The sequence below is a fragment of the Ruegeria sp. CK2 genome, assembly GCF_056536585.1.
This window is the reverse complement of the sequence record NZ_JBQFPW010000001.1, coordinates 151,474-166,220: the sequence shown is the minus strand read 5'-3', so window position 1 is coordinate 166,220 and position 14,747 is coordinate 151,474. Positions and strand designations below refer to the sequence as shown.

Sequence of the window (14,747 nt, the reverse complement as noted above, 5' to 3'; positions counted from 1 at the left end):
TGAAAACTGCTTTGCGCAACATCTAGGGATGGCGCGCCTGGATCACAAGCAAGCAGTTCTTGGGTGGTTGATCAACGCGACAATGTCGCTTCTGGTGCGCGTGTTGATTGAGCTGCCACAAAATGCGCGGCGAGCTGATCGAGGACAGGCCGCCGGACGTCCGGCGCTTCCATGAGCACCTCATGCTCTCCATTTGGAATTTCAACCAACTTGCCATTGGGCCAGTTGACGATGCGGGCGCGGATCGCTTTACGGTCCACAATCTGCTCGTGTGCGCCCATGAATGTCAGGCAGGGTATCGCCGGAGCAGGTTGTTCCATAAGCCATTCGCATTCGGTCAGTGCTTCCCGCAGCCAAAGGTTGGATGGCGCACCCAGGGCCAGTTCAGGATGTGCTTTCAACTGGTCTTGCATCATCTTGAATGTGTCAGGGTCGCGGGTCAGAACGTTCCCCTCGAAAGGTTGCGACAGGACATAGCTTTCGAGCGTTGTCGTTGGAGGTGTCTTTTCCCCCAATCCCAAGCGTGTTCCCCAATAGGCTGTCACCCGGCTGAGTGGTTTCATGATAGGTGTGAAGAAAATTCCCCACATGGGCCCGGTAAAGGCGCAAGCAGCAAAGCACTTGTGCTCGATTGCCGCCCGCAGTCCGATAGCCCCGCCCATCGAATGGCCAATGACGTACCATGGCTGCGGCAGATTGAGCTCGGTGGCCAGATCAAGTGTCGCTTGCACATCATGTTGGTAATCCGGGAAGTGATCAATGTGACCCACCCGCCGGTCGTCCAAAAGCCGATCAGCCAATCCCTGACCACGCCAGTCTACCGCAAGCATGGCAAAGCCACGCTCGACGAACTCACGGGCAGTGCTACCGTATTTTTCGACATATTCTGTACGACCGGGAAACATCATCACGGTTCCGGTGGCTTCGCCATCGGGCAACCAGTGGCCCACGCGAATGCGCTTGCCATCCGTAGTTTTAAGCCAATGGGCAACACCACCGGCTGGACCGCCGGCCACGTCTTCAAATAAAGGGGCCGGCGTAAATTCCATCAGGCCAGCACCGAAGCAAGTTTCATGGCAATCCCCATGTCTCCGTCGACACTCAGCTTGCCAGACATGAACGCACCAGTTGGGTTCAGTTCGCCGCTGAGGATTTGTTCAAACGTATCAGCATCAGCGCTGAGGGTTACGTCTGCGTCATCATCGCTCACCCGAGCACCGCTTGCATCTAGAACGATAGAGCCCTGATCGGCGATGGCAAATTTTGCGGACGCATCAAAGTCACCACCCGAGAGTTTCTCGTTCAGAACTTCTGCGGCTTTTTCCAGAATGTCGCTCATGATCTTCCTCATATTGTTTATGCGCCGTGAATGGACATCTTCGGCCGCAACGCTACACTGAACATTGTTATGGGCATTGCAATCAACAATCTCAAAGGTACCGTTGCGGCACTTGGCGTCCTAGTCATGTTTTCCACCAGTTGCATTGCGCAACAAGCCGATTCGCGGGACGAGGACGCGTTGTTGCAGCAATTGATCGAGGCAACGCCGGAACAGGCCCATGGAATCGATCGACAGTTACAGGCGCTGTGGTCGCAATCGGGGTCGTCATCGGCCGATCTACTATTGGAGCGTGGGCGTGAAGCGCTAGACAACGGCGATGTGGACATTGCCATCGAACATCTGACGGCGTTGACTGATCATGCACCCGAGTTCGCCGAAGGCTGGCATCTGCGTGCATCGGCCTTCTTTGGGATCGAACGGTTTGGAATGGCGGCTGCCGATCTGGAGTATGCGTTGACACTAAACCCCAACAACTACCAAGCCATATATGGCCTTGGCCTTATTTTTGAGGTTCTGGATCAACCTGAAAAAGCCTTTGAGGCGTACTCGCGTGCTTTGGCTATACATCCCCATCATGAAAAAGTAACCAATGCCGTGAATCGGCTAAAGCCTCAGATCGAAGGCAAGGCACTTTAAAGTCCAGGGCAGGGGGCAAAGGTGAACGGGTCATCCCGAATCGTGGCCGTGCTCGGCCCGACAAACACAGGTAAAACCCACTATGCGATTGAGCGGATGCTCGGCTACCGTACCGGTGTGATCGGTCTGCCGCTGCGGCTGCTTGCGCGCGAGGTCTATGACAAGATCGTAGCGATTCGCGGACCTTCCGTTGTGGCATTGGTCACTGGGGAAGAGCGCATTGTTCCTCCTCGCGCCCAATATTGGGTTTGCACCGTCGAGGCGATGCCCGATGGCATGGGTGCAGATTTCGTAGCGATTGATGAAATTCAGCTATGCGCCGATCCTGAGAGGGGGCATGTTTTTACCGACCGTCTTCTACGCGCACGCGGAACCAACGAAACGCTCTTTCTGGGCGCTGATTCCATGCGCGGCCCCATCGCGGCACTTGTGCCACAGGCGCAGTTCCACCGCCGTGAACGGATGTCCCAGTTGGTTTACTCCGGCTCGAAGAAAATCAGCCGCATGCCATCACGCAGCGCAATTGTCGGATTCTCGGTCGAGAATGTGTACGCGATTGCCGAGTTGTTGCGGCGCCAAAAGGGCGGGGCGGCCGTGGTCATGGGCGCACTCAGCCCGCGTACACGGAACGCGCAGGTGGACCTGTATCAAAACGGCGAGGTCGACTATCTGGTGGCAACCGACGCCATCGGTATGGGGCTGAATCTGGATGTGAACCATGTTGCGTTTTCAGCCTTGTCGAAGTTTGACGGGCGACGGATGCGGCCACTGGCACCGAACGAGTTGGCTCAGATCGCCGGGCGGGCAGGCCGTGGCATGTCAGACGGCACATTCGGGGTCACGGGTGAGGCGCCGCCCTTGGATGAAGGCGTGGCGCAGTCCATCACGGACGGCCGATTCACGCCGATCAAAAAGCTGAACTGGCGAAATGCTGCTTTGCGGTTCGGGTCTGTCGACGCCTTGATTAACTCGCTCGAGGTCGCCCCTGACAGCGAGCACCTGATCAAAGCCCGCCCAGCCGATGACCTGAACGTACTGAAATCCTTGTCGGCCGAGATCGAGGTTGCGGCCCGTGCCAGCGATGGTCCATCCGTCCGTCTTCTATGGGATGTGTGCCGAATCCCGGATTTTCGCGGGATCAGCCATGCAGAGCATGCCAGCTTACTTGAGGTGATTTTTGGCCACCTGCACGAAGGCGGCGCGATACCTGATGACTTCATGGCGCGGCAAATCCGCCGGATTGATCGGACCGACGGTGATATCGATGCATTATCCAAAAGATTGGCGTATATCCGCACCTGGACTTATGTTGCGCAGCGAAACAGTTGGGTGCGTGACGAATCCCATTGGCGTGCCGAAACGCGCGCTGTAGAAGACAGGGTGTCGGACGCTCTCCACGAACGTTTGACTCAAAGATTTGTGGATCGGCGCACATCCGTATTATTGCGCCGGCTCAAACAGAAGGAGGCCCTTTTGGCCGAAGTAAATGATAAGGGTGAAGTGACCGTCGAAGGCGAATTCGTTGGTCGTCTGGAAGGGTTCCGGTTCAGCCCGGACAAAAGCGCGCAGGGAGCTGAGGCGAAAACCCTCAAGTCAGCCTCTCTGCAAGCTCTCGCGCCGCAATTCCATCTGCGTGCCGATCGCTTCTACAATGCGCCCGATACAGAAATTGATTTTACCGAACAGGGTGGCCTTATGTGGGGCGAATACGCCGTCGGCAAGCTGGTCGCCGGTGCCGAGCCTCTAAAGCCGGTTGTCGAGGTCTTTGTGGATGACGCCGCAGGCCCGGATGTCGAACAAAAGGTCCAGCGCCGCCTGCAGCATTTTATTGATCGCAAGGTCGCAGCTCTGTTCGAGCCGTTGCTGAACCTGTCGCGCGATGAAGAACTGTCGGGTCTTGCCAAGGGTTTTGCCTTCCGCATGGTCGAAGGTCTGGGCGTTCTGCCCCGGGCCGGCGTCGCGCAAGAGGTCAAAGATCTGGATCAGGATGCCCGTGGTGCGCTGCGCAAGCACGGTATCCGCTTTGGTCAGTTCACCATCTTCATGCCATTGCTGTTGAAGCCGGCACCGACGCGGTTGCGTCTGGTTCTTTGGGCTTTGGCGGGGGGATTGCAGGAGTTTCCGGAAGCGCCACCTCCGGGTTTGGTCACCGTGCCCGTCGCCAAAGGTGCGCCCGAAGGTTACGATACCATGTGCGGCTATCGCGATGCAGGCGAGCGCTCGATCCGCATCGACATGCTGGAACGCCTGGCTGATATGCTACGCGCCGAAGACAGCCGTGGCGGGTTTGAAGCCAAACCCGATATGTTGTCGATCACCGGTATGACGCTTGAGCAGTTCGCCGACCTTATGCAGGGCCTTGGCTACAAGGCTGAACAAGGTGAACGGGCAAAGGTAAAGCCAGCGCCCGCCGAAACTACGCCAGAAGCGACGGAGGCCACCTCTGCCGAACCTGCGGCTGAAACGCCCGAGCAACCCGCCGTCGCAGAAATCAAGTCATCTGCGGCCGAACCGGAGCCGGTTGTTGAACCCGCCGAAGCGTCAGCTGAGGCCACCGAAAGCACCGAGGCGGTAGCCGAGGCACCTGCGGCGGGCGAACCTGAGGTCGAAGTGTTCTACACCTTCACTTGGGGGCGTCAGCGTCCGGCCAACCGGGCCCCGCGTCGTGATCAACGGCAAGGGCAGGGTAAAGGCAAGCCGCGCGGCAAACCTCAGGACGGCCGTGGTAAACCGCAGGGCAAGAAGGGTGGCAAACCGCAAGGTGCCAAAACCTTCTCTTCGCGGCCTGCGAAAAAGGAGAAGGCCATTGATCCCGACAACCCCTTCGCGGCTGCGTTGATGGGTTTGAAGGACGGCAACTAATCGGAATGTCCCAGGCTCAGGCCAAACTGCGGATCGATAAATGGCTGTGGCAGGCACGGTTCTTCAAGACCCGTAGCCTGGCCGCCAAACAGGTCAGCGGCGGCCACGTGCGCCTGAACGGAAACCGGGTGCTGAAACCGGCGCAATCCGTGTCACCCGGGGACGTTCTGACATTTCCTCAGGGTCGGATTGTTCGGGTTGTGCATGTCGAGGCCTTAGGCACCCGGCGTGGTCCGGCGCCTGAGGCGCAAATGCTGTATACGGACATAACCGAAAAACAGGACGCGCAGCCCAAAAACCCTGGTTCTGAGGGAAAAGGTCGCCCGACCAAGAAAGATCGAAGGGCAATTGATCTTTCTCGTATGCCTGACAGCTGATCTGATCTTGAAGACGGCCTCAGACTGAACTAGCTACACGTCAAGCCGCTAACAGGAAACCGACCATGACTTATGTTGTCACCGAGAATTGCATCGCCTGCAAATACACCGACTGTGTTGAAGTGTGCCCGGTGGACTGTTTCTATGAAGGCGAGAATGCACTGGTCATTCACCCAGACGAATGCATTGACTGCGGTGTATGCGAACCTGAATGCCCTGCGGATGCGATCCGCCCGGATACCGAACCTGGTATGGAACAATGGGTCGAGTTCAACCGCAAATTCTCGGAACAGTGGCCGGTGATCGTGACCAAGAAAGATCCATTGCCAGACGCTGAAGAACGCGATGGCGAAGAAGGTAAGATGGAGAAGTATTTCTCTGAAGCGCCGGGTGAGGGCGGATAAACGATTCGCAGCACCCGCGCGGTCCAAAATCGACTGAAATGCGACCTATCCTGTTGAAAACAGGGTAAACTCTGACAATTGTCCTAAGGTCAACTTTCGGGTGTCGCAATTCTGTGATATACTCTGTCCTTACATGATGACTGAGATTGGGATGAACTCCGTAAGTATGCTCGCTTTGGAGTCTTGAATTTATGACACTATTGCCGCCTGCCGGGGCTGAAATAGTCCCCGCACGTGGTCTTTTTGTCGCCTGTGTCCTGATCTGCAACCAAGGAAAAAAACTGAATGACAAAGTCGAAAAAGCTTGAGTTCCGCCCGAACGACTATGTTGTCTACCCCGCTCATGGTGTGGGCCAGATCATTTCGATCGAAGAACAGGATGTCGCGGGTTTCTCGCTCGAGCTGTTCGTCATCTCATTTGAGAAAGACAAAATGACCCTGCGGGTGCCTACAAACAAGGCCACCGAATCCGGACTGCGTTCACTCAGCTCACCGGATGTGATCAGTCAGGCGATGAAGACACTGAAAGGCAAGGCCAAAGTCAAACGTGCCATGTGGTCGCGCCGCGCCCAGGAATACGAACAGAAAATCAACTCGGGTGATCTGATCTCGATTGCCGAGGTGGTCCGCGATCTGCATCGCACTGACGATCAGCGCGAACAAAGCTATTCCGAGCGTCAGCTGTACGAAGCCGCCTTGGAGCGTCTGACCCGCGAAGTGGCCGCCGTTTCGGGCGCAGGTGAGATTTCTGCTGCCAAACAAGTGGATGAAGTTTTGACATCGCGTGCTGCTGCTGCCTGACTTTTTGGCAACGACGGGAAAGAAGGCCGCTCCTGATTGGGGCGGTCTTTTTCGTGGTGTGCCTTAAGGCGGTGTGATTTCTCTGGCTTTGGCAGAGTTAGAGTTGCGCAGTCAGTGCCAGCAAGAACGCGATCTCGGCCAATTGCTGCGCGGCGCCCAGGATATCTCCGGTTTGGCCGCCTATCTTTGCCTGTGCTACTAAGGCCAGAACGCCGACAACTAGTCCTGCGCAAATGGCTGGAACCAGCGCCTGCGCCCCGATCAACAAAAGCGCAATCAAAGCCGCCAAACCCAATGAAGCGACAACTGACCGGACGCCGGGTACGCCAACTGAGTGGCTCAAACCTGATTGCCGCGCGTTTGGTAGAATCTTCATCAATACTGGCATGGTGGCGCGTGAAAACGCACATGCGGCGAGAATTGTCCAAATGTCACCAGACGTCAGCAATGCGGCAATCGCGGAGACTCGAATAAGCTGGGAAATCAACAAGGCCAGCACGCCATAGGCTCCGATGTGGCTGTCTTTCATGATCTCTAGTCGCCGTTCAGGCGTGAAACCGCCCCAGAGCCCATCAAACGTGTCTGCCAGCCCATCTTCGTGCATTGCTCCGGTGGTGCAGATCAGAACAGCGACAACAAACCCGGCGCTGGCGAGTGGTGGCAGGCCTGCTGACAGTGCTACCCAGCCAGCGCAACACGCCAGCAGACCGACCACCAAACCGACCAAGGGGAAGGCCCATGCAGCTTGTGCCTGCCTTGCGAAGACGGCGTCAGGCAAACGGGGCAGGGGCAGGCGTGTCAAAAGCACCAGCGCCAGCGGAACATCCCACACTAAGAAGGGTTTGGTGTCGTTTTTATGCACTCCCGCGCCTTTCAGGGTCTTGTTGGATCGAATGCTTCGGTTAAACACGCAGGATCACTCTGATGCAATGAGGCTTAGATGCTGCCCGAACTTAACGATTTGAAGACTTTCCGCGATGCACTGACCAGTGCGCCGGCCCCCGATAGTGCTGCGGTACAGGGCGCAACCGAGCGTAATGGACAATTGACGAAACCGCCGGGCGCGTTGGGGCGGCTCGAAGATCTGGCGATCTGGTATGCAGGTTGGCGCGGGAATGACCAACCGCAAATCACTGCACCACAAGTCATCGTTTTTGCGGGCAACCACGGCGTCACGGCACAGGGTGTTTCGGCGTTTCCGCCCGAAGTAACTGTGCAGATGGTGATGAACTTTGAACATGGCGGTGCCGCGATCAATCAGCTGGCCAAGGCAGCAGGCGCAAAAATGGACGTACATGCGCTGGATCTGGAGCATCCGACAGCGGATTTCACCCAAACACCAGCTATGACCAAAGCAGAAGTTTTGCGGGCCCTGCAAACTGGTTGGCAGGCAGTCGACCCCCAGGCCGATTTGCTGGTTGTGGGCGAAATGGGCATCGGGAACACCACACCAGCCGCCGCGATTGCCTGCGCCTTGTTTGGTGGCGACGCTGCGGATTGGACCGGGCGTGGTACCGGTGTCGATGACGCGGGCCTCGCGAACAAAACGCGTGTCGTCGCCGAAGGCGTGGCCCTGCATGCAACCGATGACGGGCTGGAAGTCCTGCGTTGCCTGGGCGGGCGTGAGATCGCAGCGATGGTGGGGGCCATTGCGGCCGCCCGTGTTCTACGCATTCCGGTCATTTTGGATGGGTTCATTTGCTCGGCAGCTGCTGCATGTCTGGCACAGATATCACCCAGCGCACTGGATCACGCTGTCGCTGGGCATCAGAGTGCGGAAAGTGCCCATGGGGCAGTCCTGGAGAAGATCGGCAAAGACCCGTTGCTAAGCCTTGGTCTGCGTTTAGGTGAGGGATCAGGCGGTGCTTTGGCCATCAACATCCTAAAAAGCGCCGTGGCGTGCCATTCTGGTATGGCGACCTTCGCCGAAGCAGGCGTCTCTGACGGGTGAAGAAAGCGCCTGACTACAGCCCGGCGCCGGGTCAGGCAGATTTTTTGGCGTGTTCTTCGGCCAGTTCAAGCAGCGCAGTCTCAAGGTCTTTCTCCAACTGCTGCGCGCGCTCAATATACGGTTTGTTCTCAGCCGTAGGTTTGCCGGGGATCCAGAGTTCAGCCAGATCACGCACGGACAATCGGTCGTGGTGATAAAACGTCTGCTCGGCCTGTGCCGCTTCGTATTCGCTGAGGCCGATATTCTCGAGCACATAGCGACCCGCGCGTAGGGAACTATCGAACATCTCGCGCACGATGTCGCTGGCTCCGGCCTGATACAGCTCATATACATGCGTGCGATCGCGCGCCCGAGCAACGATGTGCAGATCCGGACGCTGGCGCCTTGCATAGGCGACAAGCCGCGTGGTTTCTTTGCGATCATCCATCGCGGCAACCAGAACTGATGCCTTTTCCAGCCCTGCGGCACGCAACAGCTCGGGCCGCGTTGGATCGCCCAGAAAGCCTTTGACGCCGAACCGGCGCATCAGCTGGATGGTTTCGATGTCGTGATCCAGAACAACCGTCTTGAAGCCACTTGCGCGCACCAACCGGTTGACGATTTGCCCAAACCGTCCGATGCCGGCAATGATGACGGGCCCCTTCTCATCAATCTCATCAGGTTCCATTTCCGCTTTTGTGTCGCCGATTTTGCGGGACAGGAGGTCGTAGATAATGAACAGAAGCGGCGTGATCAGCATCGTCAAGGCGATGATCATCAACAGCTTTTGCGACAAATCAGGTGGGATGACGTTCTGCTGGGCGGAAAAGGCCAGCAACACAAATCCGAATTCCCCTGCCTGCGCCAGACCCAGCGTGAACAGCCAGTGATCCCGCCCTTTCAACTTGAAGGCCTTGCCCACGACATAAAGGATGATCCCCTTGGCCAGAATGACCAGCAGCGCCAGGCCAATCAAATCGAGTGGATCGTTAAAGAAGTATGCCACATCTATCCCGGCCCCGACGGTGATAAAGAAAAGCCCCAGGAACAAGCCTTTGAACGGCTCAAGGTCGCTTTCCATCTCGTGCCTGAATTCCGAACTGGCCAGCACGACCCCGGCCAGGAAGGCCCCCAAAGCGGGTGATAGCCCGACAAGTGTCATCAGAAACGAAATGCCGACCACGATCATAAGGGCCAGCGCTGTGTACATCTCGCGCAGACGCGTTGCATGGATAAAGCGGAACAAAGGCCGAGTCAGGTAGATGCCAGCCAGTATGATGAAAGCAATGGCGCCGATCGTTACCAGAGTTACCGCCCAACCCGGCAGGCCTTCGACAAGCGACAGGCTGTGGTGGCCTGCGGCGTGCAGATCGTCCGCCCCACGATCAATCGATCCATCGGCCTCGATATGCGGCATTGCGGGCAGGGCCAGCAATGGCAGCATGGCCAGTATCGGAATGACCGCGATGTCCTGTGTTAGCAAAACGGAAAATGTGGCCCTGCCGCCATTGGTTTGCATCAAGCCTTTTTCGGACAAGGTTTGGAGGACGATGGCTGTTGACGATAGGGAAAGAGTTAAGCCTACCGCCAGCGCGACGGACCAGGGGTGATTGGCATAGATTGCCACCCCTGCAATAACGGTGGTGGACAGCAACACTTGTAACCCGCCAAGGCCCAGCAACCGGTCGCGCATATCCCAAAGGGCGCGCGGTTCCAGTTCCAATCCGATCAGGAACAGCATCATCACAACGCCGAATTCTGCGACATGTTGCAGGTTTTCGGTTTCGGCGCCGACCAGGCCGAACACAGGGCCAATGATGATACCGGCAGCCAAGTAACCCAAAACGGACCCCAAACCCAAACGGGCAGACAAGGGGACAGCGATTACAGCTGCAGCCAGATAGATTGAAGCCTGGTAAAGGAAATCGTCCATATTCTTCCTCTTGCCCCGCTCAGGTCGGCAGGGGCGCGTCGCGTTTGAGTTGGTCCATTACGATCTGGCTTTGAACCCGTGCAACCGCAGGATGCGGCAGGATAACCTGATGAAGCAAGCTGTTCAGGCCGGATAGATCGTCGCAATAGACGTGCAGCAGGTAATCTGCCTCACCCGTCATCGTCCAGGCGCTTGTTATTTCTGGGCGGGTTTCGACCATACGGGCGAAACTTGCGGATTGTTCCGGCCCATGGGTACCCAGGTGGACCTGAATGAAACCTTGCACCTGTAACCCCAGTTTCAGCGGATCCAGTCGGGCGGCATAGCCTGTGATGTACCCTTCTGCTTCCAGCCGTTGCCTGCGGCGGCCTGCCTGGCTGGGTGACAGGTTCAACATCTCGCCCAGTTGATGGGCGGTCAGATGAGCATCTTTTTGAAGGGCAGACAGAAGGTGCGTATCTGTGGCATCCAGCATATGCGGAATTATCCCAAATTTTTCTTACTTTATGCGTAATTCACGCATTTACCTATAGGTTACACGAAAACTATGCGCAGAAACAGCGTTGGATAAGTCGTATTTTTGAATCAGCAAAGAAATTCCTGTTTCCCGAGGAGACACACCATGGGTCCTTTCCCACACAACGCCCCGAAATCTGTCATCAGCGAAGAAAACCCGGCTGGAACCGACGGGTTTGAATTCGTCGAATTTGCCCACCCCGAGCCGCAAGAGTTGCGCGATCTGTTTGCAAAAATGGGGTTCGAACTGGTTGCCCGCCACAAGGACAAACCTGCAGTCGAGCTTTGGCAGCAAGGCGATATCACCTACATCCTGAATGCTGACCCCGACAGCTTTGCTGACAAGTTTGTTGCAGAACATGGGCCCTGCGCGCCGTCGATGGGCTGGCGGGTTGTGGACGCACAAAAGGCATTTGAACACGCCGTTTCCAAGGGTGCAGAACCTTATGAAGGGGCTGATAAGACAATGGATGTTCCTGCGATCAAAGGGATCGGCGGATCGCTGCTGTATTTCATTGATCAGTATTACGACACATCGCCTTACAATCATGAGTTCGAGTGGATTCAGCAGTCAAAACCACGCGGCGAGGGTTTTTATTACCTCGATCACCTGACGCATAACGTTTTCAAGGGAAACATGGACAAATGGTTCAAATTCTACGGCGACCTGTTCAACTTTCGTGAAATCCGTTTCTTCGACATTCAGGGCAAGTTCACCGGGCTTTTCAGCCGCGCTCTGACGTCACCATGTGGTCGTATCCGCATTCCGATCAACGAGGATCGCGGCGAGACAGGCCAGATCGTGGCCTACCTCAAGAAGTATAAAGGCGAAGGGATTCAACATATCGCAGTTGGCAGCGAGGATATCTACGCATCCACCGATGCGATTGCCGAAAACGGGCTGAAATTCATGCCCGGGCCAAACAAAGCCTATTATGAGCTGTCCACAGAACGTGTGACGGACCATGCCGAACCGTTGGACCGTATGATGAAGCACGGCATCCTGATTGATGGCGAGGGTGTCGTGGATGGTGGTGAAACACGCATCCTGTTGCAGATATTCTCAAAAACAGTCATCGGCCCGATTTTCTTCGAGTTCATTCAGCGCAAGGGCGATGACGGTTTTGGTGAAGGGAATTTCAAAGCGTTGTTTGAATCCATCGAACGCGAACAGATCGAAAGCGGTGAGATTTCTGCGGCTTAAGACGCTACTCCCGGTGCGCCCAGAACCAACCAGGTCCAAGTGACCCCGGCGCGCCGGTTGCCATCTTGAATGGATGCTCGGTGGGAAGTGTACTGAACTTGCATCCCTGCGGATTCAGCGCTGTGCAGGACCTTTTCGACGGATATCTCAAAACCGGGCCGATCATCAGGGCAGGGGCCATGGCGCAGTGACAGAATCATTCGCCCGGAAGGTTTGAGACAGGACGCAAGGATGTGAATAGCGCGATCTTGGTCTGGCGGGTTTAGGTGATGCAAAACACCGATGCCCAACGCAATGTCGAAACAACGGCGCCATGGACGAGAATGGGTGAGCTCGGGCAGGTGTGAATTGCACCACGAAATACTCAGGTGTTGGTACGTCTTCTGACCATACGTCCGAAACTCCGAGACCGGCTCGACCGCCGTCACGTGATTTCCACGTGACGCGAGCCACGCCGCTATTGTCCCAGGACCCGCACCGATATCCAAAACCTCGGACCCTGTTTCGGGCAAATAGTCGAGCACGGGTGCCAAGACGATTTCCGGCGAGAGGTTTTCGTAGATTGGTATAAGCTCAGCCGCGGCCTGTTCATAACCTTCGATAATCTTCTGCTGGCTCGGCTCAGCCACGTGGCATCGTTATGGTGACGTTGCGGCCCTTTTTCTGGTACCTCAACTCACTGTCCCCGATCGCAACCACACGACCGCCGTCGATCCTGTCCCCGACCTTCAGCTTTTTGTATCGACCACTTGGCAGGCGCACCAACGCGCGGCGGTTTGCGGGTGTACCATAGACACCAATCAGATTCAGTCTGCGCAGGTTGATCGCTCGATCTATTGTGGCCTGTCTCGCAACCGATGCGGTGGTCGGAATCTTGGGCGAGACTGTTCTTGGCTGAACCGTTTCGGTGGTATCGTTGCTTTGATCAACCGCAGCCGTTGAGCCAAGATTGGACGTGCTGGGCTTTGTCGCGCTGGCAACAATTGCCGCTATTCCAGCGGGACGTGTTTTCGGCCTAGGGACACGAACAACGGCCAATGCGGTGGGTGTCTGATCCACCTGGATTTCATCCTGCAGCGACTTGGGGCGGAGTTTCGGACGTAAAACCGCAAGCTCCTCTAGGGATCGACCACCGAGTTGTTCCCGCTCAAACTGTTCAACCAGATCATTGGGACGTGGCTGCGGGCGCAGCCGGGCCAGACGCGATTCAGTGTCTTCAACAATCGGTTCTTCTTCGAACCGGACCGGAATTTCGGGGGGGACCAACGATGGGCTGCCTTCATAAACCAATATTCCGTCCGGGTTGAGGGTGCCGTCCGGCGTTGGCGTGACAAGGCCGCGTTCGTCCAGATCAAAACGTGTACCGGCGATGCTGGGTAGCGCAGCTTGGTCAAATGGCTGATCCGTGTCGAAGCTTTCAGCTGGGGGCAGGGCAATCGCATCGCTGGACAGGTCAGATTTGTCGATGGACGCCTGATACAGATCGTCAGGCTCGACCTGAGTTGGCTCGATAAGCGACGCCGGTGGTGACAGGTTCAACCCTGTGAGTGTTTCCAGGTCTTCCTGCGCTTCCGGGTCGCGCTCGATCTCCTCGACGGGGGTTGGCTGAACCTTCAAGGCTTCCAGAATGGCTGCGTCTGTGGGTGTGAGTTCCGGCTGTTCAACAGTGGGAACACCCATCACCGTTTCGCTGTCTTCAGGGGTTGCAACACTCTGTTCTGTCGAAGGTTCCGGATTTGCGACTTCGGGCTGTGCAGCTACGGCGACCTGAGTATTTGGTTCGGCTTCTTCTGGCGTCACCCCTGCAGTGACTTCGGGTTCCGGGGGCGATGTATCTGGTGCCGCTGTTTCGGCTTCAGTCAGATCGCTGTCAGTGCGCGACCCCAGCAAAGACCATGCACCGATAGCAACGCCGATAAAGATCAACGCAGCAATAGTGGGCAGGACAAAGCGCTTCGCCTCTGCCGGTATCATCGCATGACTATCACCTGCGGGCGTATTGGCAGGCTCGGGAGACCGAAACATGTCTGGCGCGGCTGCATGTGCAATTGCATGTACAGTTGGTTCGGGCTCATCGTCATTTTCAGAGAGTGCCGGTTTCAGTGTCTTCGGCTCTTCATCGGTTTCGGGGGGGGGCGCAACGGTTGTTTCGGACTGTTCCGCGGCAACATCAGAAAGGACTGGTTCCGGTGCTGAAGGCTGTTCATCGAGTTCCGGCAAGGACACAACAGCTGTTTCAGTCGGTTCCGTGACCGCATCCATGACCAGGTCGAAGTAAGGCTCCTCAGGGAACTCGTCTTCACCTGGTTCCGCGCTAAAGCGAACAGGGATAAACCCATGATCGGTAGTAAAGCTCCGTGCCTCTGCCAAAGTCTGGTGCGCAACTGCCGCCACATATGTTGTCGGTCCCCGAGTTTCTGTATCAAAGGACAGCTCAGAAATCTCGTAGGGCGTAGCCTCTGTCAGCGCGTCGTGCACTTTTTGCTCGATGTCTTCCGCGGTCATACCCTCGGTCGAGATTGTCAGATACCGAACCTGATCGGCGGGAATGATCACCTTGCAACTCAGGTCGTTTTCCAGCGCAAACCCTTTGTCCCGCAAGGCCTGCACCTGCTCGGTCAGGTCAGGCGCATCCAACGGGACAACGCCAATATCGAACCAATCGTCATCCGATTGGTGCTTAAGCGAAATTCCGGTGGCCGAAAAAGACAGCGCAAAGGCGGGTTTCATAATCCGGAGGAA

14 protein-coding genes are annotated in these 14,747 nt (G+C 56.5%); 7 read left to right on the top strand and 7 right to left on the bottom strand.

Translation table 11 applies throughout. From position 1 onward, the window contains the following. Positions 1-71: 71 nt before the first annotated feature. On the bottom strand, positions 72-1,049 hold the full coding sequence (locus tag ACR0BU_RS00775) for an alpha/beta hydrolase (protein WP_480735241.1): 978 nt from the start codon (positions 1,047-1,049) through the stop codon (positions 72-74). Further along, a complete protein-coding gene (locus ACR0BU_RS00770) occupies positions 1,049-1,339 on the bottom strand; it encodes an SCP2 sterol-binding domain-containing protein (RefSeq protein WP_298932496.1) in 291 nt (96 codons plus the stop codon). The genes ACR0BU_RS00775 and ACR0BU_RS00770 overlap by 1 nt, the downstream gene beginning before the upstream one ends. Positions 1,340-1,369: 30 nt before the next feature. On the opposite strand from ACR0BU_RS00770, the gene ACR0BU_RS00765 reads away from it, so the two are divergent. The 5 genes from ACR0BU_RS00765 to ACR0BU_RS00745 all read left to right on the top strand — a co-directional run bounded on the left by ACR0BU_RS00765 (position 1,370) and on the right by ACR0BU_RS00745 (position 6,422). Beyond that, entirely contained in the window at positions 1,370-1,978 is a 609-nt protein-coding gene (locus tag ACR0BU_RS00765) for a tetratricopeptide repeat protein (RefSeq protein WP_298932494.1), read from the top strand. Positions 1,979-1,999: 21 nt separating this feature from the next. Beyond that, on the top strand, positions 2,000-4,840 hold the full coding sequence (locus ACR0BU_RS00760; RefSeq protein WP_480735243.1) for a helicase-related protein: 2,841 nt from the start codon (positions 2,000-2,002) through the stop codon (positions 4,838-4,840). Positions 4,841-4,845: 5 nt separating this feature from the next. Then, a complete protein-coding gene (locus tag ACR0BU_RS00755) occupies positions 4,846-5,217 on the top strand; it encodes an RNA-binding S4 domain-containing protein (RefSeq protein WP_480735244.1) in 372 nt (123 codons plus the stop codon). 65 nt (positions 5,218-5,282) lie between these two features. Then, the gene (fdxA, locus tag ACR0BU_RS00750; protein WP_170608293.1) at positions 5,283-5,621 is read left to right on the top strand and encodes a ferredoxin FdxA; all 339 of its coding nucleotides are present in this window, start codon (positions 5,283-5,285) and stop codon (positions 5,619-5,621) included. 285 nt (positions 5,622-5,906) lie between these two features. Beyond that, entirely contained in the window at positions 5,907-6,422 is a 516-nt protein-coding gene (locus ACR0BU_RS00745; protein ID WP_298932484.1) for a CarD family transcriptional regulator, read from the top strand. A gap of 97 nt (positions 6,423-6,519) precedes the next feature. Here ACR0BU_RS00745 and cobS read toward each other — a convergent pair whose 3' ends face one another. Then, the gene (gene cobS / locus ACR0BU_RS00740; protein WP_480735247.1) at positions 6,520-7,284 is read right to left on the bottom strand and encodes an adenosylcobinamide-GDP ribazoletransferase; all 765 of its coding nucleotides are present in this window, start codon (positions 7,282-7,284) and stop codon (positions 6,520-6,522) included. A gap of 78 nt (positions 7,285-7,362) precedes the next feature. On the opposite strand from cobS, the gene cobT reads away from it, so the two are divergent. Next, positions 7,363-8,373, top strand: a complete 1,011-nt coding sequence (gene cobT / locus ACR0BU_RS00735) for a nicotinate-nucleotide--dimethylbenzimidazole phosphoribosyltransferase (RefSeq protein WP_480735249.1) — start codon at positions 7,363-7,365, stop codon at positions 8,371-8,373. 31 nt (positions 8,374-8,404) lie between these two features. Here the strand turns inward: cobT and ACR0BU_RS00730 are convergent, their stop codons facing one another. Both ACR0BU_RS00730 and ACR0BU_RS00725 read right to left on the bottom strand, forming a co-directional pair. Beyond that, positions 8,405-10,285 carry a monovalent cation:proton antiporter-2 (CPA2) family protein gene (locus tag ACR0BU_RS00730; RefSeq protein WP_480735251.1) on the bottom strand — a complete coding sequence of 627 codons (1,881 nt, stop codon included), beginning with the start codon at positions 10,283-10,285 and terminating at the stop codon, positions 8,405-8,407. A gap of 19 nt (positions 10,286-10,304) precedes the next feature. Further along, positions 10,305-10,760: an Lrp/AsnC family transcriptional regulator gene (locus tag ACR0BU_RS00725; protein ID WP_298932478.1), complete on the bottom strand. Its 456-nt coding sequence runs from the start codon at positions 10,758-10,760 to the stop codon at positions 10,305-10,307. 147 nt (positions 10,761-10,907) lie between these two features. Between ACR0BU_RS00725 and hppD the strand changes: the two genes are divergently transcribed. Beyond that, on the top strand, positions 10,908-12,005 hold the full coding sequence (gene hppD, locus ACR0BU_RS00720) for a 4-hydroxyphenylpyruvate dioxygenase (protein WP_299078419.1): 1,098 nt from the start codon (positions 10,908-10,910) through the stop codon (positions 12,003-12,005). On the opposite strand, the gene ACR0BU_RS00715 is transcribed toward hppD, so the two are convergent. Both ACR0BU_RS00715 and ACR0BU_RS00710 read right to left on the bottom strand, forming a co-directional pair. After that, complete coding sequence (locus tag ACR0BU_RS00715; protein WP_480735254.1) at positions 12,002-12,634, bottom strand: class I SAM-dependent methyltransferase; 633 nt, start codon at positions 12,632-12,634, stop codon at positions 12,002-12,004. The genes hppD and ACR0BU_RS00715 overlap by 4 nt on opposite strands. Next, a complete protein-coding gene (locus tag ACR0BU_RS00710; RefSeq protein WP_480735256.1) occupies positions 12,627-14,735 on the bottom strand; it encodes a hypothetical protein in 2,109 nt (702 codons plus the stop codon). The genes ACR0BU_RS00715 and ACR0BU_RS00710 overlap by 8 nt, the downstream gene beginning before the upstream one ends. Positions 14,736-14,747: the final 12 nt, after the last annotated feature.